At 65.6% G+C, this 19,153-nt stretch carries 19 protein-coding genes; 13 read left to right on the top strand and 6 right to left on the bottom strand.

Annotation, left to right across the window (positions count from 1 at the left end; all coding sequences use genetic code 11):
* Window positions 1-72: 72 nt before the first annotated feature.
* The 7 genes from ACQY46_RS18295 (at window position 73) to ACQY46_RS18265 (ending at window position 6,377) form a co-directional block, all read left to right on the top strand.
* On the top strand, window positions 73-990 hold the full coding sequence (locus ACQY46_RS18295; RefSeq protein ID WP_428697432.1) for a LysR family transcriptional regulator: 918 nt from the start codon (window positions 73-75) through the stop codon (window positions 988-990).
* Between the two features lie 142 nt (window positions 991-1,132).
* Window positions 1,133-1,501, top strand: a complete 369-nt coding sequence (locus ACQY46_RS18290) for a DUF2946 family protein (protein ID WP_428697431.1) — start codon at window positions 1,133-1,135, stop codon at window positions 1,499-1,501.
* 87 nt (window positions 1,502-1,588) lie between these two features.
* A complete protein-coding gene (locus tag ACQY46_RS18285) occupies window positions 1,589-3,013 on the top strand; it encodes a PepSY-associated TM helix domain-containing protein (protein ID WP_428697430.1) in 1,425 nt (474 codons plus the stop codon).
* A 111-nt stretch (window positions 3,014-3,124) separates the two neighbouring features.
* The gene (queF, locus tag ACQY46_RS18280) at window positions 3,125-3,592 is read left to right on the top strand and encodes a preQ(1) synthase (protein WP_428697429.1); all 468 of its coding nucleotides are present in this window, start codon (window positions 3,125-3,127) and stop codon (window positions 3,590-3,592) included.
* Between the two features lie 28 nt (window positions 3,593-3,620).
* Window positions 3,621-4,073, top strand: coding sequence for a TspO/MBR family protein (locus ACQY46_RS18275; RefSeq protein WP_428697428.1), 453 nt, complete (start codon window positions 3,621-3,623; stop codon window positions 4,071-4,073).
* A gap of 127 nt (window positions 4,074-4,200) precedes the next feature.
* Window positions 4,201-4,605: a (R)-mandelonitrile lyase gene (locus ACQY46_RS18270; protein WP_428697427.1), complete on the top strand. Its 405-nt coding sequence runs from the start codon at window positions 4,201-4,203 to the stop codon at window positions 4,603-4,605.
* Between the two features lie 41 nt (window positions 4,606-4,646).
* Window positions 4,647-6,377 carry a peptidase M14 gene (locus ACQY46_RS18265; protein ID WP_428697426.1) on the top strand — a complete coding sequence of 577 codons (1,731 nt, stop codon included), beginning with the start codon at window positions 4,647-4,649 and terminating at the stop codon, window positions 6,375-6,377.
* A gap of 50 nt (window positions 6,378-6,427) precedes the next feature.
* Here ACQY46_RS18265 and ACQY46_RS18260 read toward each other — a convergent pair whose 3' ends face one another.
* The 5 genes from ACQY46_RS18260 to ACQY46_RS18240 form a co-directional block, all read right to left on the bottom strand.
* Window positions 6,428-8,119, bottom strand: a complete 1,692-nt coding sequence (locus ACQY46_RS18260; RefSeq protein ID WP_428697425.1) for an ABC transporter permease subunit — start codon at window positions 8,117-8,119, stop codon at window positions 6,428-6,430.
* Window positions 8,116-9,159 (bottom strand): putative 2-aminoethylphosphonate ABC transporter ATP-binding protein, encoded by a 1,044-nt coding sequence (locus ACQY46_RS18255; RefSeq protein ID WP_428697424.1) that lies wholly within the window; start codon window positions 9,157-9,159, stop codon window positions 8,116-8,118. The genes ACQY46_RS18260 and ACQY46_RS18255 overlap by 4 nt, the downstream gene beginning before the upstream one ends.
* 259 nt (window positions 9,160-9,418) lie before the next feature.
* Window positions 9,419-10,426: an ABC transporter substrate-binding protein gene (locus tag ACQY46_RS18250; protein ID WP_428697423.1), complete on the bottom strand. Its 1,008-nt coding sequence runs from the start codon at window positions 10,424-10,426 to the stop codon at window positions 9,419-9,421.
* Between the two features lie 136 nt (window positions 10,427-10,562).
* Complete coding sequence (locus ACQY46_RS18245) at window positions 10,563-11,357, bottom strand: DeoR/GlpR family DNA-binding transcription regulator (RefSeq protein WP_428697422.1); 795 nt, start codon at window positions 11,355-11,357, stop codon at window positions 10,563-10,565.
* Between the two features lie 188 nt (window positions 11,358-11,545).
* The gene (locus ACQY46_RS18240) at window positions 11,546-12,556 is read right to left on the bottom strand and encodes an AraC family transcriptional regulator (protein WP_428697421.1); all 1,011 of its coding nucleotides are present in this window, start codon (window positions 12,554-12,556) and stop codon (window positions 11,546-11,548) included.
* 179 nt (window positions 12,557-12,735) lie between these two features.
* On the opposite strand from ACQY46_RS18240, the gene ACQY46_RS18235 reads away from it, so the two are divergent.
* From ACQY46_RS18235 to ACQY46_RS18215, 5 genes are all read left to right on the top strand, one after another.
* A complete protein-coding gene (locus ACQY46_RS18235) occupies window positions 12,736-13,176 on the top strand; it encodes a cupin domain-containing protein (protein WP_428697420.1) in 441 nt (146 codons plus the stop codon).
* Window positions 13,177-13,191: 15 nt separating this feature from the next.
* Window positions 13,192-14,034 carry an alpha/beta hydrolase gene (locus tag ACQY46_RS18230; protein WP_428697419.1) on the top strand — a complete coding sequence of 281 codons (843 nt, stop codon included), beginning with the start codon at window positions 13,192-13,194 and terminating at the stop codon, window positions 14,032-14,034.
* Between the two features lie 35 nt (window positions 14,035-14,069).
* A complete protein-coding gene (locus ACQY46_RS18225; protein ID WP_428697418.1) occupies window positions 14,070-14,537 on the top strand; it encodes a cupin domain-containing protein in 468 nt (155 codons plus the stop codon).
* Complete coding sequence (locus tag ACQY46_RS18220) at window positions 14,534-15,769, top strand: flavin-dependent oxidoreductase (protein ID WP_428697417.1); 1,236 nt, start codon at window positions 14,534-14,536, stop codon at window positions 15,767-15,769. Before ACQY46_RS18225 ends, ACQY46_RS18220 begins: the two co-directional genes overlap by 4 nt.
* A 134-nt stretch (window positions 15,770-15,903) precedes the next feature.
* A complete protein-coding gene (locus ACQY46_RS18215) occupies window positions 15,904-17,085 on the top strand; it encodes an ABC transporter substrate-binding protein (RefSeq protein ID WP_428697416.1) in 1,182 nt (393 codons plus the stop codon).
* 81 nt (window positions 17,086-17,166) lie between these two features.
* Here ACQY46_RS18215 and ACQY46_RS18210 read toward each other — a convergent pair whose 3' ends face one another.
* Window positions 17,167-17,760 carry a TetR/AcrR family transcriptional regulator gene (locus tag ACQY46_RS18210; RefSeq protein WP_428697415.1) on the bottom strand — a complete coding sequence of 198 codons (594 nt, stop codon included), beginning with the start codon at window positions 17,758-17,760 and terminating at the stop codon, window positions 17,167-17,169.
* Window positions 17,761-17,892: 132 nt separating this feature from the next.
* Here ACQY46_RS18210 and ACQY46_RS18205 point away from each other — a divergent pair, with 132 nt between their 5' ends.
* A complete protein-coding gene (locus tag ACQY46_RS18205) occupies window positions 17,893-19,116 on the top strand; it encodes an MFS transporter (RefSeq protein ID WP_428697414.1) in 1,224 nt (407 codons plus the stop codon).
* Window positions 19,117-19,153 lie beyond the last annotated feature (37 nt).

Genomic DNA, 19,153 nt, shown 5'->3' with positions numbered 1-19,153 from the left:
TGTTGGTACCATTCCCTTTCGAGGGACAGGTCGCCCGACGCTGTCCGGCAACACGCCTTGCGACGGGACTTCATGAAAGACAATCGCCTGCTTGAAATGCGGGTTTTCAGGGCGGTGGTGGAGGCTGGCGGGTTTCGCCATGCCGCCGACCTGCTCGGTGCCAGCCAGCCCTTCGTCAGCCAGAGCGTCTCGGCGCTGGAGATGCGTCTCGGCGTCAAGCTGCTGCACCGCTCGACGCGCGGTCACCGGCTCACCGGGGAGGGACAGACCTACTACGCGGCCTGCATCAAGGCGATCGAGACGGTCGACGCCGTCGAGGGCGAGGTGACGGCTGCGACGCGGCAGGTGGCTGGCGATCTTCGCGTCAGCGCTCCGATCGCCTTCGGCACAGACCAGATTGTGCCGCGTATCCCGGCCTTTCTGGAGCACCAGCCAGGGGTCAATGTGGTGCTGTCCCTGACTGATCGCTACGCCAACCTGATCGAGGAGAATATCGATGTCGCCGTGCGGATGGGACGCCTTGACGATTCCTCGCTGATGAGCCGCAAGCTTTGCGACCTGCAGCGCGTCGTTGTGGCCGCGCCGGCTTTTCTTGAGGCCCATGGCCCGGTCGGGCATCCGCGTGATCTGGCCCGGTTCAATTGCCTGGCGTGGGAAGGCCGCAGAGGCCATCTCAACCGGTGGCCTTTCGTCATCGACGGGGCGGTGGAGACCGTCTCCGTCAGCGGCAATTTCCGCAGCGCCAACGGCCTCTCGCTGGTGCAGATGTGCATGGCCGGCGTCGGCATCATGCGGATGGCCGAGCATCTTGCCAATCCGGCGATTGCCCGTGGCGATCTGGTGCGGCTTCTCGCCGGTTTCCAGGCGAAGGACGACACGGCCTTCCACGCGGTCTACCTGCCCGAGCGCCAGTTGCTGCCGCGCGCGCGCCTGTTCATCGACTATCTGGCGGAGGCTTTCCGCGATCCGCCCTGGCAGGCGGTCCGCTGAGGCGGCAGGGGCATTTGACGGTGGGGGCGACAGGCGAATTGTGAGCGCTGCAAAACCGCGCTAAAGAGCATCGGGCGTCACGGTGCAGGGCAGAATGAGCGGACAGTTTCGCGGACAATCCCGGAAAGGGGAGGAACAGGCATTGAGGAGCGCGGTTTCCGCGCTGATGATGCTTGTCGTCCTCGTCACCGGTCTCGTCCCCGCGGGGATGATGCCGACTCGCGACGCGGACGGCCACCTCACTGTCGTCCTTTGCACAACGCAAGGCCTGCGCTCCGTCACGCTCGATGCGGCCGGCCGGGAAGTGCCGGCGCAGGACGAGGACACCGACCGGTCACCCGCGCCCTGTCTCTTCGCCACCGCCGTCGCGCTTGCCGCTGTTGCCGATCCCGCCTGGCAGCCGTCCTTCACGGTCGCGGAAGTTTCTCTCCAGCCAACCGGCCATGGCGACCCGCTTTCCAGGCTCCAGCCGCTGCCGCTGGGAGCCAGGGCACCGCCCGTCACTCTCTGAGACACAGTCCCTTTCCTGACGCGGCTGCGCCGTTCTCCCCGAGTGGAGACGGACGCCATGCCCGTCGACATGTGCTGGAGAGTTTTCATGAGCGTTCAATCCGAAGGCGCGTCCGCGCCCGTTCACCCGGCCGCAGGCGATGCCGACCGCCGGTTTTATCTCGCCGCCTGGCGCTGGCACTTCTATGCCGGCCTCTATGTGGCACCCTTCCTGGTCATGCTGGCCATCACCGGTCTGGCGATGATGTATATCGCCGTCTTCGACGGCCGCGACGGCGAGCATATCGCCGTGACGGTTCCACCCTCCGCCACCGCGCTGAGCGTCGCGGATCAGTCGGCAAGCGCGCTGCAGGCCGTTTCCGGCGGCACGCTGGTCGAGTGGATCAAGCCTGCCACCACGGAGCGGGCCTCGGTCTTTCGCATCGCCGCCGGCGATGGCCAGGCGATGGTCGCGGTCGATCCCTATACGGGCGCCGTGCTGGAGACGTGGGACCGGCGCGCGGGCTGGTACGACTTCGTCAACGACATCCACGGAACCCTGCTTATCGGCACACTCGGCGACCGGCTGATCGAGATCGCGGCCGGTTTCGCCGTCGTGCTTGTCGTGACGGGTCTTTATCTGTGGTGGCCGCGCGGCACGGGTGCCTTCCGTGCCTTCGTGCCGAACCTTGCGGAGCGGGGGCGGGCGCTCTTCAAGAGCCTGCACGTCACGGTCGGTGTCTACGTGTCGCTGATCCTGATCGTCTTCCTGCTTTCGGGCCTCTCATGGTCCGGCATCTGGGGCGAGCGCTTCGTTCAGGCCTGGAGCACCTTCCCGGCCGAGAAATGGGACAATGTCCCGCTCTCCGAAGACATCCACGCCTCGATGAACCACGGAGCGGTCAAGGACGTGCCCTGGGCGCTGGAACAAACGCCGATGCCGGCCTCCGGCTCCGATGCCGGCGTCACAGGCATTGCCGAAGGCGTGCCGGTCAACGCGGATACCGTTGCCGCCCTTGCCGGTGCGCTCGGTTATCGCGGGCGTTTCCGCATGTCCTTCCCGCGCGGCGAGACCGGTGTGTGGACGATCAATCAGGACACGATGAGCAATGACGCGCAGAACCCGGTTTCGGACCGGACGGTGCATGTCGACCGTCATACGGGCCGGGTGCTCGCCGATGTCGGCTTTGCCGACTATTCCGTCGCCGGCAAGGCGATGGCCGTCGGCATCGCCTTCCACGAGGGCGACATGGGCCTGTGGAACCTCGTCCTCAACACGGTGTTCTGCCTGTCGGTGATCTTCCTATCCGTCAGCGGTGTCGTCATGTGGTGGCTGCGTCGGCCGAGGAAGGGGGCGATCCGCCTCTTCGCCCCGCAGGTTCCCGAAGGACTGCCGCACTGGCGTGGCGCGATGCTGGTCATGCTCGCCCTGTCGCTTGCCTTCCCGCTGGTCGGGCTGACGCTGGTCGGCGTCATGGCGCTCGACGTTCTGGTGCTCTCGCGCCTTGCCGTCTTCCGGCGCGTCTTCGCCTGAGACAACGCGGTTTCCGGAGCCGGTTGCAACCGGCTCCGGAGCCTGACCTTCCGCTGCCCCACTTGCTGGTGTAGCAGGGAGCGAGCGGATCGGACGAAAGGCTTGCGGAACATGAGCAGGGACGACATCTATCCCGGGCTGACACAGCTCGGCAAGGCGACGGAAATACCGTCGGACCCGGAACAGGCGGTGCTGGAGCGGGTGCCCAATCCGCAGGCCGGAACGCGCTATGCGGTGCGCTTTACCGCACCGGAATTCACCTCGCTGTGCCCGATGACGGGCCATCCCGACTTCGCCCATCTGGTCATCGACTACCTGCCGGCGGGCTGGCTGGTGGAGAGCAAGTCGCTGAAGCTCTATCTCACCTCGTTCCGCAACCACGGCGCCTTCCACGAGGACTGCACCGTGTCCATCGGCCGGCGACTTGCGGATCTGCTCGAGCCGGAATGGCTGAGGATCGGCGGCTACTGGTATCCGCGCGGCGGCATCCCGATCGACGTCTTCTACCAGACCGGCCCGGCGCCGGCCGATGTGTGGATCCCGGACCAGGGCGTGCCGTCCTATCGCGGGCGCGGGTGACAAGGCGTTGGCAGCAAAGGCGGACATGATGCAAAGATTTGTTGTTCTTGCGGTTTTTCTCCTGCTCGTTGTCGGTGGCGGGTTGCTGCTGGGCGGGCTGAGCGTCGTCGGCGACTGGTATGGGAACCTTGCCAAGCCCGCCTTCAATCCGCCACCCTGGGTGTTCGGTCCGGTCTGGACGGTCCTTTACGTCTTCATCGCGATTGCAGGCTGGCTTGTCTGGCAGAGGGATCGATCCGGTTGGGCGATGCGGCTTTGGGCGGTGCAATTGCTGCTCAACTTTCTCTGGACGCCGGTCTTTTTCGGCGCCCACCGGATCGGGTTGGCGCTTGTCATCATCCTGCTGACGGTCGTCGCCATTCTCTCGTTCGTGGTGTCGGCTTGGCGCAAGCATCGCGCCGCCGCCGTGTTGTTCCTTCCCTATGCCGCGTGGGTGGCGTTTGCATCCGTGCTGAACGCCGCGATTTTTCTGCTGAACTAGATTGTATCGACATTCAGGTTTCGGACGCGGCGGCGGAGACGGAGCCGCGCGAAATGATAAGCTTGCGGCGACCGGCCGGACCGAACCGGCGGAAACGCAGTCCCTGAACCGCCACCGGAGCGAGGCCATGAAGATCATCCGAACCGAAGACAACCCGTCGACGACGCCTCCGGCGGCGTATTTCACCGGCAAGGTCAGCATGGCCTCCCGCTTCACCACGCAAGAGCCGGCGCGCGTCGGCGGCGCGATTGTCACCTTCCAGCCGGGCGCACGCACCGCCTGGCATACCCATCCGCTCGGCCAGACGGTGATCGTCACGGCCGGCACGGGGTGGGCCCAGTGCGAGGGCGAGCCGAAGGAAGAGATCCGGCCAGGCGACATCATCTGGTTTCCGCCGGACGTGCGCCACTGGCACGGCGCCACCGACACAAGCGCCATGACCCACATTGCCATCGCCGAAGCGCTCGACGGGGTCTCCGTCGACTGGATGGAGCATGTTGGCGACGATCAGTATCTCGGTCCCCTTCGCTGACGCGAAGGGGACGGGCGTCGGGTGAGAAATGGAGCGGGTGCGTGACGACGGTACTGATTGACAGAACATTCGAGCGGACGCTCGACCGCCTTGTCGCCGGGGCCGTGCCCGGCCAGGCGTTCGAGGCCTGGACATTCGACGACCGGGACAGCCGCGTTGAGGCTGAAAGGCAGCTTGCGGCAAAAGGCGTGACGGCACGCATCCGCAGCGCCTACAAGCCCCTGCTGCACGCCTTCCTCGAGGAAATCGACCTTGCCGGCGTCACGGCGATCGGGATTGGCTATCCGGTTCTTCCGCACACGCCCGAAAACCGGTTCCGGCTGGAGACCTATCCGCTGGCCGCACTGGTCGGGGAACGGGAGATCCGCTTTTTCCCCCGTATGGACGGGGGGCTCGACTACGACGTCACGCTGACCGGTTCCGACGGGCGGGTGCGGCACTGCCGGATCCTTGCCCCGAACCGGGTGCATGTCGATACGGCGGGGGCGACAAACCTCTCACCGACCGGTTGGTACGCAAGCGGTTCGGACGAGATCGGCGAGCGGCTTGAAACCGATTACGAGGCGGTGTTCGAGGCCGTCATCGAGGCGGTTTCGGAACACGACTGGGGCACGAGCGAACCGTTCTTCGACGAGCTCAACATCCGTGTCGAGCTCCCCTCGGCCGATGAGGCACTCGCCCATCCCGGCGAGACGACCAGCCTGAAGGAAGCCCTGCACGAGGACCTCTATTTTTCCCTGCTGGAGGTCTTCCTGCGCAAGACGGGACGGCCGATCGGCGACAGGGGGCTGCGGCCCGGCCAGATCGTGCCGGAAGTGGTCGAGAGCGACGGGCGCATCGCCTTGCGGATCGAGACGCGGGCGCTGTCGGGAGACGTTGAGGAGTGCGCCGTCCAGCCGCTGGACGCGGCGCGCGAACCGCTTGCCACGGCACAGGTCGCCACTGAACTGGACGGGCTCGGCGGCCGGGCCTTTCAGTCACGGAGCCGGGCGGGGCGGACGGTGAGGGCATGCCATGTGGCCGGATCCGACGCGGCCGTCATGATCAGCGCCGGCCAGCATGCAAACGAGACGACCGGCGTCGTCGGTGCGTTGCGCGCCGCACGGCGTCTGGCGGCACGCGAAGGTTCCCATTTCACGGTCTCGCCGCTGGAGAACCCGGACGGTTACGCCCTGCATCAACGCTTGCGGCGCGACAACCCGCACCACATGCATCATGCTGCGCGGTACACGGCGTTCGGCGACGACCTCGAATACCGCCCGCGCGGCGTTGGCACTCTCCACGAGACGGAAATCCGGGTCATGGCCGAGCGGGTGAGCGGCGCGCGCCTGCATGTCAACCTGCACGGCTACCCTGCCCATGAATGGACGCGGCCGCTTTCCGGCTATGTTCCCGCAGGCCACGGAATGTGGACCGTGCCGAAGGGGTTCTTCCTGATCATGCGCCATCATGAGGGCTGGTCGGACCCGGCGGAGATCCTGCTCGACAAGGTGACGCGCCGCCTGGGCGAGGTTCCAGGCCTTTTGCGGAACAATGCCGGCTGGATCGCCTTGTTCGAGGCCCATGTCGGCGATACCGGATTGCGGCTCGTTAACGGCATTCCCTGCCTGTCAGCCGTCGACGACCGCCATGCCGTGCCGCTGACCCTGATCACCGAATACCCGGACGAGACCATCTATGATGCGGCCTTCGTCGCCGGGCATACGGCGCAGATGGAAACGGTGCTTGCCGCCTATGATGCCTGGCAGGAGATCGCCTCCGCCGGTGCCTGACCGGTGCCTGACCGGTGGAGTTGGCCGGCGGAGTTGACCGGCGGAGCGCGTCAGCGGATCAGCGTCACGTTCTTCGCGCCGGCGAGCCACAGGATGGTGCGCACGACCAGCAGGCAAGCGATGACGATGGCCATGATGCAGACCGAGAAGGCGGCCGCCTGGTTGACGGCGCCGCGATCGGAGAGCTGCAGTACCGAGACCGCCGCGAGCTGGGTCGAGGGCGTCACCAGGAAGATCACCGCCGACAGCGAGACCATCGTGCGCATGAAGTAGAACACGCCAACCCCGAGCAGCGTCGGCCACAGGAGAGGCAGGGTCACCTTCCGGAGCGTCGTCACGGCGCTGCCGCCAAGCGTGGTCGAGGCCTCGTCGAAGGTGGAGCCGATCTGCTTCAGGCTGGTGGAGGAGATCAGGAAGGCGTGGGCGTGGTTGTAGTAGACGCTGAGGATGACGATCAGCGCGAAGCTCCCGTAAAGCACGTTGAGCGGATTGGACGGCTCGTTGAAGGTCAGCACATAGCCGAGGCCGAGCACCATTCCAGGCACCGCTGCGGGAAGGATGGCAAGGAAGGAGAGGGGGCCTGTCAGCGGGTTCCTGAATTTCTGTACGACGATGGCGGTCAGGGCGGTGATCGCGACGCCGACGAACGCCGTTGCAAGCGACACGCCGACGCTGTTCCAAAGCGGCGCGGTGCCGTTCTGGACGTCGAACTCGTAGTGCTTGAGCGTGAAGCTCATGTTGTAGGGCCATAGCCGCACGAAGCTGGCGACGACGACGATTGCCAGGACGCTCAGGATGAGGGCGACGACGACATAGGCATAGACCGAGAACGCCATGTCCCTGCGCAGCGAGGGCTTCACCACCAGCGGCTTGGACTGTGCCGTCACCGAGGCGTGCTGCTTGCGGGAGATCCGCTTCTCGATGAGCTTGGCGAGAATGGCGGGCACCAGCAGGACAATGCCTATGACCGCGCCGAGCCCGAACTGCGCCTGGCCGATCACCTGGTTGTAGACCTCGGTCGCAAGCACGCTGAAATCGCCGCCGATGACCATCGGGTTGCCGAAGTCCGTCATCACCAGGGTGAAAACGACGAAGATCGCGGCGGCGAGCCCGAAGCGCGTGGCCGGCAGCGTCACGTCGCGGAAGATGCGCAAGGGGCCGGCACCCAGCGCCTCTGCGCTTTCGTAGAGACGCGCATCGGCGACGGCGAGTGCGGCCGACAGGATCAGATAGGCGTAAGGAAACGCGTAGAGCGCGTTGGCGATCGCCGTTCCCCAGAAGCCGTAGATGTCGATGTCGAACCCGAGAAACCGGTTGAGCACGCCGTTGCGGCCAAGCAGCAGGATCAGTCCTTGCGCCTGCACCAGGGAGGGCGCGAAAAGCGGGGTGAGCACGGCGATGCGCAGGAACGGCTTGAAGGGGATCTTCGCCCGCTGGAGTGCGTACGCGTAGAAATAGGCAAGGCCGACCGCGGCACATGTCGCCGTCAGGGACATGGCGATGCTGTTGTAGACGAGCTTCCAGAACCGCTCCGCGCCGAACGTGTCCGTGAAGTTGCCGATGCCGTACCCGTCCGGCGTCTCGAACCCGCGCAGCAGGATGCCGGTCAGCGGCATCAGCAGGAAGACCAGGATCGGGATCGCGGCAAGGATGGACAGGCCAAGGGTCACGCTGCGGTCGCCCGTCAGGCCGCCGCCGCGTCTTGCGGCGGGCGGCGCGGTGGTTTCGGCGGCCAGGCTCATGACAGGACCCTCAAGGCCTCGGCGGGAATGGAAATGGCAAGTTGTTCTCCCTGTTCGGGAACCTTCGAGGTCCCGTGCAGCTCGACCATGATGCTGGTCTCCCGGCGCGCATCCGGTTCGACCTCGACACGGGTGACATTGCCGAGGAAGGAGACCGAGCGCACCGTTGCGGGGAGGATGTTGGCGCCGGTGTCGCCCCGGCCCGCGAGCGAGACCGCCTCCGGACGCACGCCGAGCATTGTCGCGCCGTCGCGTGCCGGGTGGTCGATACGCAGCGGCGTGCCGCCGAAACTCATGGCGCCCTGCGCTCCGGCCTCGACCGGCAGCACGTTCATGCGGCCGATGAAGTCGGCGACAAAAGCGCTGGCAGGCTCGCGATAGAGCTGCTGCGGCGTGCCGATCTGCTCGATGCGTCCCTTGTTCATCACCACGATGAGGTCGGCCATGGCGAGCGCTTCCTCCTGGTCATGGGTCACCATGATGGTGGTAATGCCGAGACGCTTCTGCACGGCCCGGATCTCGACGCGCAACTCCTCGCGCACCTTCGCATCGAGCGCCGAGAGCGGTTCGTCGAGCAGGAGGGCGGAAGGGTCGGGTGCGAGCGCGCGGGCGAGCGCGATACGCTGCTGCTGGCCGCCCGACATCTGCGCCGGAAGCTTTTCTGCCTGGTCCGAAAGATGGACCAGATCGAGCATTTCGGCGATGCGGGCCCGGATCCGCTCCTTCTCCCAGTGCCGGCACTCCAGGCCGTAGCCGACATTGCGTGCCGCGGTCATGTTGGGAAAAAGCGAATAGGACTGGAAGACGACGCCGAAATTGCGGGCCCTTGCCGGGATCGAGGAAAGGTCCGCCTCACCCAGGCGGATGCTGCCGGCATCGGCCTCTTCCAGTCCCGCGATGACACGCAGCAGCGTGGTCTTGCCGCAGCCTGAAGGCCCCAGGAAGCAGACAAAGGAGCCGCGCGCCACGTCCAGCGAGACATGGTCCAGCGCCGTGATACGGCCGAAGCGCTTGACGAGATCGTGGATCGAAAGGTCCATGGAAGGTTCCCCTGCTGCGGATGCAGCCTTCAAGAATGCAAAAAGCGGGAGGCCGCCATGGGGCGGCGCCCGTCAGATGACGCGCGCCGGTGAAGACGCGCGTCCCGAAAGCTCGCAGGACAGGCGGTCTCGCGCGAGCGACAAGACCGCCTGTCCTGAACGGAGTTGATGATGGCTGGCGGAGCCTTGGCCGGTTGTACCTGACGATGCGAAAGGCCGCAGGACCTTCAGGCGTCGGCGTCGCTCCGCCGGACGCAGCTCAACGCTCGTACTTTTCCTGCCAGGTCTGGATGATCCGGCTCCGGTCCTCGGCAGCGGCCTTGAAGTCGACCGGGAACAGAACCTGAGACACGTCCGCCGGGAGGCCCGCCTTGGTGAAGCGCTCGGGCATGGTGCCGCCGGGAACCGTGACGATCGCCTTCCAGGAGAAGTAGGCGTTCGCCGCTTCCTTGCTCACCGTCCAGTCGAGGAAGCGCTTGGCGGCTTCCTTGTTCTTCGAGGCGGCGACGAGCCCGTTCGCCTCCAGCTCGTTGCCGGCGCCCTCGGACGGCACCACGAGCGTGATCGGATAACCTTCCTCGATGTTCTTGACGGCGCGCAGCCCGAAGGAGGCGCCGACCGTGTATTCGCCGGCCGAGGCGGCATTGCACGGGCGGGAGCCGGACTTGATGTACTGGGCGACGTTCTTGTCGAGCTTGTCGAGGAAGGCCCAGCCCTTCTCTTCGCCCATCATCTGCAGGAGCGAATCGATCTGGATGTAGCCGGTGCCGGAACTGGCCGGATTGGGCATGACGACTTCGCCCTTGAAGGACGGGTCGGTCAGGTCGGCCCAGGAGGTGGGCATCTTCAGGCCCTTGTCCTTCAGTCGCTCGTTGTTGACGCAAAGTGCCGCCATGTAGCCGGTGACGGCGAACCACTTGCCGTCGGGATCGCGGAAACGGGCCGGGATCGCATCGAGACCCTCGGGCTTGTAGGCCTCGAGGCCCTCGAGAATCTGCGGGTTGACCATCGAGGTGACCGCGAAGCCCCACAGGACGTCGTGCTGCGGATTGGCCTTCTCGGCGATGATGCGCGCCGCCAGGTCGCCGGTGGACAGACGCAGCAGGTTCACGTCGACATCGGGAAGCGCCTTCTTTGCCTCCTCGAGGAACGCGGCGGCCTCGTCTTCCTCGTAGGCCGTGTAGACCGTGATGGATTCGGCCATCGCCGTGCTCGAAAGCATCAGTGCTGTCAGGCCGCCAAGGGCCCACCTCATACCCAGGTGCATATCCGTTCTCCTCTGTTGGAAAGGCAACATTTGTCCTTTTTCGACATTTAACGCGCAAACGCGGTGCCTTCACAACAGTCTAAATGAAACTTGCGAGATTTTTTAGCCGTCGAAGGGCATCCGGGGGCGTTTGCGCCTAGGCGATGTGCAGATTGACCTGCGATGCGGCAAGGGTGTGCTGCAACGCACCTTCAGGCTTCGCGTCGGTGACGAGGTCGTCAACCTCGGTCACGTTGCCCAGATGCACGAGCGCGGTGCGGTAGAACTTGCTGGAATCGGTCGCAAGCAGCGTCGAGCGGGCCTGGCCGATCGCTGTGCGCACGATCGAAACCTCGTTCTGATCGTCATCGCCCATCGCTCCGTCCTCGTCGATGCCGCTGACGGCGATGATGGCGGTGTCGAAGCGGAACCGGCGAATGAACTCGGACATGCTTTCGCCCATCACGCTGCCGGCCACGTTCTTCACGAACCCGCCGGGAACCGCGATTGTGAAGTCGGTCCTGTCCGTCAGGATCACGGCCGCGCGCAGACTGTAGGTGACGACTTTCAGCTCCTTGCGCTCGCAAAGCGCCTCCGCCACCGCTTCGCAGGTCGAGCCCGCATCGAGGAACAGCGAGGCGCCGTCCGGCACGAGCTCGGCAACCCGCCGCGCGATGCGGTGCTTGATCGTGAAGCGTTCCACCCGCCGTTGCCGGTAGGTCTGGGCGTCGATGGGACTCGTCAGGGCAACGCCGCCGTGATGCCGTCGCACCCGTCCCTGCATGGCAAGGTCGGCGATGTCGCGCCGGATGGTCTGCGAGGTGACAGAGAACCGCGTGGTCAGTTCCTCGACGGAGGCGTAGCCCGATTTTTCGAGGAAACCCATCAGATCCAGTTGCCGCAACGTTTTTTTCTTGGGGCTTTCGTCCATCAGGAAGTGTGCCGCTTTCATCGCCCGGCCTGCCTTACCGGCAGCGCCGTCGTCCCGAACCCGTGTCCGTGTTTCAAGCACATGTTGAAAAACCGACATTTCAGCCGGGAATAGGGGCACGGACCGGCAGCCAAGGCAAGTCCGCCTTCCCCGGTCGTGGCAAACATGGCTGGCGGCGGCGGGCCGGGGCGGATCGGAACAGTGCCGTCTCAGTCGGCGTACGAGGCGGTCCGGCGCCGTTCGCTGGGCGAATGGCCGAAGCGTTCCTTGTAGTCGCGCGAGAAGCGTCCGAGATGCGAGAAGCCGCAGGAATAGGCGGCCTCGGTCACGCCAGGCGCATCCTTGTGCGCCATCAACTGGTAATGGGCCGCGTCCAGCCGGGCGTTTCGCAGCACCTGCATCGGCGACAGGCCGAAGATCCGCTGAAACCCCTTTTGCAGGGTCCGCACGTTGATCCGGGCTGCCGCCGCGATGTCGGCCAGCGTGATCGGCTCCGAGAGATTCGCATGGATGTAGTCGAGCGCCTGACGGATCGCCCTCGGCTTCGCCTGCTGGTCGGAGCGCTCGATGATATGCGAGATGTTGCTGTGCTGCAGCGTCAGCAGCGCATGGGCGAGGTCATGCTCGGCGCGCAGATCGCCGCCGCCCAGCGGACGCTGGAACAGGTCGCCGTTCTCGACTGCATCGACGCATGCGGTGACGATCCGCTGCAGGCGTCGTCCGGGCGGCGAGGCGAGGTCGACCTTCATGTCGAACCGGATCGGGCCGGGCAGGGGGGCCCCCACCAATGCCTGAGCCACGCTCTCCAGATGCGCGCGGTCGATCTGGATCAGCAGCTTGCTGCAGCCTTCTCCCCAGTGCAGCCGGGCATTGCGGTCGGGATTGAGAATGGCCGCCATCGACGGGCTCGCCGTCATCTCCTCGCAGCGATGCTGCACGCGGGCCATGCCCGCCAAAGGAATGTGAAACAGGTAGAACGAGCCCAGCAGTCCGGGATCGACGATCACTTCCGGCCCGTAAGCAAGGTAGTTGACCGACAGGTTCAGGCCCTTGACCGCGTTGTGCCGCACCGACAGGCTGGCGCGGCGGCTCTGGATGTCCAGCCGGTGGTCGCAGAACTTCTGGCCGATGCGGTGACGGGCCTCGTCGAGGTCGGTGGTGCGCAGCACGGGATGGCTCGCGAAATACTCGCGCGGCGGCAATGTCCGTTCGGCGGTCATGGCACCTCCCGTGGCTACAGGCTCTCCGGTCACGATGAACGCAAGAACCGCATTTTATTTCAAGCCTAAAATATTTCGCCGCAACAGGCGTTCGTTTTTTGGATAAGCGGTTCCGCGTTTTCGGGGCAGGCTCGCATCACAATAGCCCAACAATAGCGGATCGAAGTGGAGTGCGCACAATGGAACCTGGTGTGACCAAGGCCGATGCCGGACTGAACGGACACGCATGGAACGTCGTGGGGCACACTTATGTGCCCAAGCTTTGGAACGAGGATGCCTTCGTCTGGCATGCCACCCTGCCGGCGGGGACATTCGTCCCGCCGCATATCCATCCGACCCAGGACGAATGGATCTACATGCTCGATGGCGAGCTGGAGGTCGAGTTCGGGGACGAGAAGGTCGTGGCCCGGGTCGGCGACACGGTGAAGATGCCCCGTGGCATCGCCCATGGCATTTTCAACCGCTCCGGCGCGACGGCCCACTGCGTCTTCGGTGTCGCGCCTTCGCGCAGGCTCTACGACCTCTTCATCGCGCTGGATGGCGTCACAGACCCGGCGGAGCTGGTGCGCCTGTCGGCCCTGCACGAGGTCGATTTCCTGCCGCCGCCGGGCGGCGCCTGAGCATCGGTGAAGACCATGACAACGGTTCTTCCCCCCGCCCGCGACTGGGACGATGCCTTCGCGAACATGGCTCATGTGACGAACTCGCATGAGCTTCCGGGTTTCTGGTCGGCGCGTGCCGCCGAATACCGCGCGCGGATGCAGGCCGAGGGGCACCGGCTCGAACTCGACATCGCCTATGGCGGGCACCCGCGCGAGGCCTATGACATCGCCTGGCCGCAAGGGGAGGCGCGCGGGCTCGCCGTCTTCGTCCATGGCGGCTACTGGATGCGGCTCGACAAGTCCTTCTGGACGGACTTCGCCGAGGGCGCGCGGGCAAGGGGGTGGGCGGTCTGCCTGCCGAGCTACACGCTTGCCCCGGAGGCGAGGATCTCGCAGATCACCGCCCAGATCGGCCGGGCCATCGAGCATGTCGCGGCTCACGTTGCCGGACCGATCCGGCTTTCGGGGCATTCGGCCGGTGGCCACCTGGTCAGCCGGATGGTTTGCGCCGACAGCCCGCTCTCCGAGGGCGTTCGCGCCCGCATCGAGCACACGCTGTCGATCAGCGGGCTGCACGACCTGCGCCCGCTGCTCCACACGAAGATGAACGAGACTCTGCGTCTGGATCTTGCCGAGGCACGCAGTGAAAGTGCGGTGCTGGCGCAGCCCGGCGTGGCCGCGCCGCTCACCTGCTGGGTCGGCGGCGGCGAGCGGCCCGAATTCATCCGGCAGGCGCGGTTGCTCGCGGATGTCTGGGGCGGGCTCGACGTGCCGGCCACGGCCCATGTCGAGGGCGATCACAATCACTTCACGGTGCTCGAGGGGCTGAAGGATCCGTCCTCCGCGATCACCGCCGCCTTCGCCGGCGAGGCCTGACCCGCCCCGGCCAACCCCGCATGAAAGGACAGACCATGACCGCAATGGCCCCCGGTATCGTGAAATCCGGCGAGAGCATCGAACAGATCCGCTGGAACATCCTCGGCCAGACCTATGTGCCCAAGCAGATGACCGAGGAGTGTTTCTCCTGGCATGCGACCCTGCCGCCGGGCACTTTCGTGCCGCCGCATATCCATCCGGATCAGGACGAGTTTCTCTACATTCTCGAGGGCCGCTTCACGTTCCTGCTCGACGGGGCCGAGGCGATCGGCGAGCCGGGCGATCTGGTCAAGCTGCCGCGCGGCGTGCCGCACGGGATCTTCAACAAGTCCGAAAGCGCGATCAAGACGCTGTTCTGGGTGACGCCGACGCTGCAGCTCTACGACCTGTTCTGGGCGCTGCACAACATGGGGCCGGGCGCGGACCCGGCCGAGATCGTCGCGGTCTCGGCGGCGCATGCCATCGACTTCCTGCCGCCGCAAGACAGCGAGACGACGCAATGACGGTCCTGATCGCGGGCGCGGGTATCGGCGGGCTGACCACCGCCTTGATGCTGCACGCGCGGGGCATCAAGGCCCAGGTGGTCGAGCAGGCGCCGGAGGTGCGCGAGGTCGGGGTGGGCATCAACACGTTGCCCCACTCGATTGCCGAACTGGCGGAGCTGGGGCTTCTGGAACGGCTCGACGAGGTGGGCCTGCGCACGCGCGAGTTGCGCTATCTGACCCGCCAGGGCCAGGAGGTCTGGCGCGAGCTGCGGGGCCTGCACGCGGGCCACAAGCACCCGCAGTTCTCCATCCACCGGGGGCGGCTGCAGAAACTGCTCTATGACGCGGTGATCGAGCGGATGGGACCAGGTGCGGTTGCGACGGGGCTCAGGTTGTCCGGCTTCGTGCAGGACGAGGCCGGCGTCACGGCGCATTTCACGGACGCGCTCGACGGGCTTTCCTCGCGTACGCTGCGGGCCGAGGTGCTGGTCTGCGCCGACGGCATCCACAGCATGGGGCGCAAGCGCTTCTACCCGGGCGAAGGCTCGCCGAGCTGGCAAGGCGTTGTCATGTGGCGGGGCGCGGCCGAGTGGCCGGTCTGGGAGGACGGTGAGACCATGGCCATCGCCGGCGGGCTGGGTGGCAAGCTGGTGCTTTACCCGATCGCGCCCGCAAAGGACGGCCGGCAACTGATGAACTGGGTGGTCAACGTCCGCGTTGCCGATGCTTCCGTGTCGCCGCCGCCTCCTGAAAGCTGGTCGAAACAGGCACCGCTTTCCAGGGTGCTGCCCCATGCCCGGCGGTTTACCGTGCCCGGCTTCGACGTGGAGGCGCTGGTGCGCGCCAGCGGTACGATCTTCGAATACCCGATGGCGGACCGCGATCCGTTGCCGCGCTGGACGCACGGACGGGTGACGTTGCTCGGCGATGCGGCCCATCCGATGTATCCGGTCGGCTCGAACGGAGCGGCACAGGCCATTCTGGACGCACGCTGCCTTGCCGATCACATGGTTCGAGCCGAACATCCGCGCGAGGCACTCTACCGCTACGAGCTGGACCGGTTGCCGAAGACGGCCGAGGTGGTGCGCACCAACCGCAAGGGCGGGCCGGAGCGGGTGATCGACGAGGTGGAGCGGATCAGCCCGCGCCGCTTCGACAACATCGAGGATGTTCTCAGCCATGCGGACCGCAAGGCCATCGTCGAGGGCTATGCGAAAATGGCGGGTTTCGCCGCGAAGAAGACCGGCTGAGAGCGAAGCCGGCGACAGGAAGAACCGGCGGACGGGAGGCCGGTACGACAGGCCAGGGGGGCGGTGCGCCGTGCCCGGACTGGCCATCTTGCAAAAATCCGACCCCGGTACGGGGCGTGAAGAGGGGAATAATCATGACTTCCAGATGGACACGGAAACTCGCGGGACTGGCAACGGGCGTCGCGCTTGGTGCGCTCGCCACCTCGGCGGCGCTCGCCGAGGATATCAAGATCGGCATGGTGGTCACGCTGTCGGGCCCGCCGGCGGCGCTGGGCCAGCAGATCGTCGACGGCTTTCAGCTGGCGCTCGAGCAGAATGGCGGAATGCTGGGCGGGCAACCGGTGGACCTGATCGTCGAGGATGACGAACTCAAGCCGGACGTGGCGCTGATCAAGGCGCGCTCGCTGCTCGAGCGGGACCAGGTCGACTTCGTGGTCGGTACGGTATTCTCGAACATGCTGCAGGCGATCTTCAAGCCGGTCGTGCAGTCCGAAACCTTCCTGATCAGCCCGAATGCGGGCCCCTCGACCTTTGCCGGGCGCAACTGCAACCCCTATTTCTTCGTCACTTCCTACCAGAACAATCAGCCGGCCGAAGTCAGCGGCATGATCGCCAATGAGGAAGGCTTCAAGAACGTCATCGCCATGGTGCCGAACTACCAGGCCGGGCGCGACAATATCGAGGGCTTCAAGCAGACCTTCAAGGGCGGCGTGGCGGACGAGATGTTCACACCGCTCGGCCATCAGGATTTCTCGCCCGAGCTGGCGCGGATCGCCACCTCGGGTGCCGACGCGCTGTTCACGTTCATGCCGGGCGGCATGGGGGTGCGGCTGGTCCGGCAGTTCGATGCGGCCGGACTTTCCGACAAGCTGAAGTTCCTGTCGGTCTTCACCACGGACGAGTCCACGCTGCCCGGCCAGCAGGATGCCGCGCTCGGTTTCCTCTCCGCCGGATCGTGGGCGCCCGACATGGACAACGAGGCCAACAAGGCCTTCGTCGCCGCTTTCGAGGAGAAATACGGCTATGTCCCGGGTTCCTTCGCGGCGCAAGCCTACGATGCGGCCCAGCTGATCGGCAGCGCTCTTGAAAGGACCGCCGGCAATACCGAGGACAAGGATGCCATGAGGGCGGCGCTCGAGGCCGCCGCGTTCACCTCGGTGCGCGGCGAGTTCTCCTTCAGCAACAATCACTATCCGATCCAGGATTTCCACATGCTGAAGGTGGCCAAGCGCGAGGACGGCAAGTTCTGGACGACGGTGGTGAAGACCGTTGTCGAGGACTATGAGGACAGCTTCCACCAGGACTGCAAGATGTAGGATCCGCTACCCCGCCGGACCCGACCGCGCGGTCGGGCCCGGCGGTAAACAGGCAATACCCCTTGCAGGGGCCTTGAGAATTCATCGCCCGGTCTCGAGCCCCGACAGCAACAGCTCAAGCGTGTCGGCCGCATTGACAAGACGGTTTCCCGGATCGTCTCCATCCGCGATCCACAGCGCTGCATCCACCAGCGCGCCGTTGATCATCCGGGCGAGCGTCTCGGGGTCTCCCGCCTTTACCCGTCCCTCGGCCATCAGCCGTGAGAGCAGGGACGACAGGGAGACAAGACACTTGCGTTCACTGGCCTGGGTATAGGCTGCACCGAGGATCGACGGGGCGTCGCGCAGGACAATGCGCTGGATCTCCGGTTCGAGCGCCATTTCCAGGTAGAGACGACAGCGCTGCCGGAATGCCTCCCACAGATCGCTCGACCCGCTGGCCGCAGCCTCCAGCCGTTGGTCCATCTCGCCTTCGACCGTCTGCACGACGGCGCGCAACAGGCCCTTCTTGTCACCGAAATGGTGATAGAGCGCGCCACGGGTCAGGCCTGCCGATCCGGTGAAATCCTCCATCGCCGCGTCCGCATAGCCCTCGCGAGCCAATATGCCGCGAGCAGATGCGATCAGCTTTCGCTTCGTTTCCTCGATCATTTCCTGCCGGGTTCGGCGAACCATGCCGGGCTCCTTATTCACATACATAATGCATGTTAATTGACATACAGATTGCATGTCAGTATCACTCACATGCAATCTGTATGTCAATCTCGGGCGAGCAATCGCGCTTCCGCCCTCCAAGGGATATCCAACATGGCCAACCCCTACCGGGACCTCTTTCGCGCTCCGGGAACGGCGAGCTTTGCCGTCGCCGGCTTCCTCGCGCGCCTGCCTCTGCCGATGACCGGCATCGGCATCATCACGATGGTTTCCCAGCTTCGCGGCAGCTACGGGCTGGCCGGCGGCGTGGCGGCGACCTTCGTCTTTACCTATGCGCTGGCCGCTCCGCAGATTTCCCGTCTGGTCGACAGGAAGGGGCAGGGGCGTGTGTTGCCCGCAGCGGCCGGAGCGAGCGTTTCCGGACTGCTGATCCTGCTGGCCTGCTCATACTGGCGGATGCCGGACTGGACATTGTTCGCGGCTGCGATCCTCTCCGGTTTCATGCCCAGCATGTCCGCGATGGCACGCGCCCGCTGGACGGAAATCTACAGCGGACAGCCGCAGCTGAAGGCGGCCTACTCCCTCGAGACGGTCCTCGACGAGATGTCTTTCATCGCCGGTCCGCCGCTGTCCGTCGGCCTCGGCGTTGCGCTTTTCCCCCAGGCGGGACCACTTGCGGCGGCGGTTCTGCTGGCAGCGGGCGTGGCGCTTTTCACCGCCCAGACCGCGACCGAGCCCGGTGTGAAGCCTGTCGCTCCGCTCCCGGGCGAGAACATCGCTGTCTTTCGCAATCCGGTGGTCCTTGCCCTGACCCTGATGATGGTTGCCATGGGCGGCGTCGTTGGTTCAATCGATATCGGAAGCGTGGCGTTTGCCGACCAGCAGGGGCGGCCGGCCGCCGCGAGCTTCGTTCTGTCGTCCTATGCCGTGGGTTCCTGCGCTGCCGGCCTGCTTTTCGGAGCCTTGCGGATCGATATCCCGCACCGCCATCTTCTGGTGCTCGGCGGGCTGGCGACGGCTGCGGCGACCGTGCCCCTGCTGCTTGCGGGCAACATCATGGCGCTCTCGCTGGCAGTGCTGGTCGGTGGCCTGTTCTTCGCCCCGACGATGATCGTGGCGATGGAACTGGTGGAACAGGCAGTGCCGGGAGCAAAACTGACGGAGGGGCTGACCTGGCTTCTCGCCGGCCTCAACACGGGAACGGCACTGGGCGCTGCGCTGGCCGGGCAGATCGTCGATGCCTTCGACGTGCAAGCCGGGTTTTTTGTCGCGGTTGGAGCGGGCCTCGCCATCTTGATGCTCGCGGTTCTCGGCTCTCGCCTTCTCGCCCGCAGGGGCGGCCGAGGCCTGCCGGAGATGCGCCCGCATGTCTGCTGATCGGGAGGGCCGTGGCCGCCTGCGAGCAGGCGCTACC

The sequence above is a fragment of the Stappia sp. genome (genome assembly GCF_965276915.1).
GTDB lineage: Bacteria > Pseudomonadota > Alphaproteobacteria > Rhizobiales > Stappiaceae > Stappia.
The sequence above is the reverse complement of the archived record's forward strand: the minus strand, read 5'-3'. Positions and strand labels throughout refer to the sequence as shown.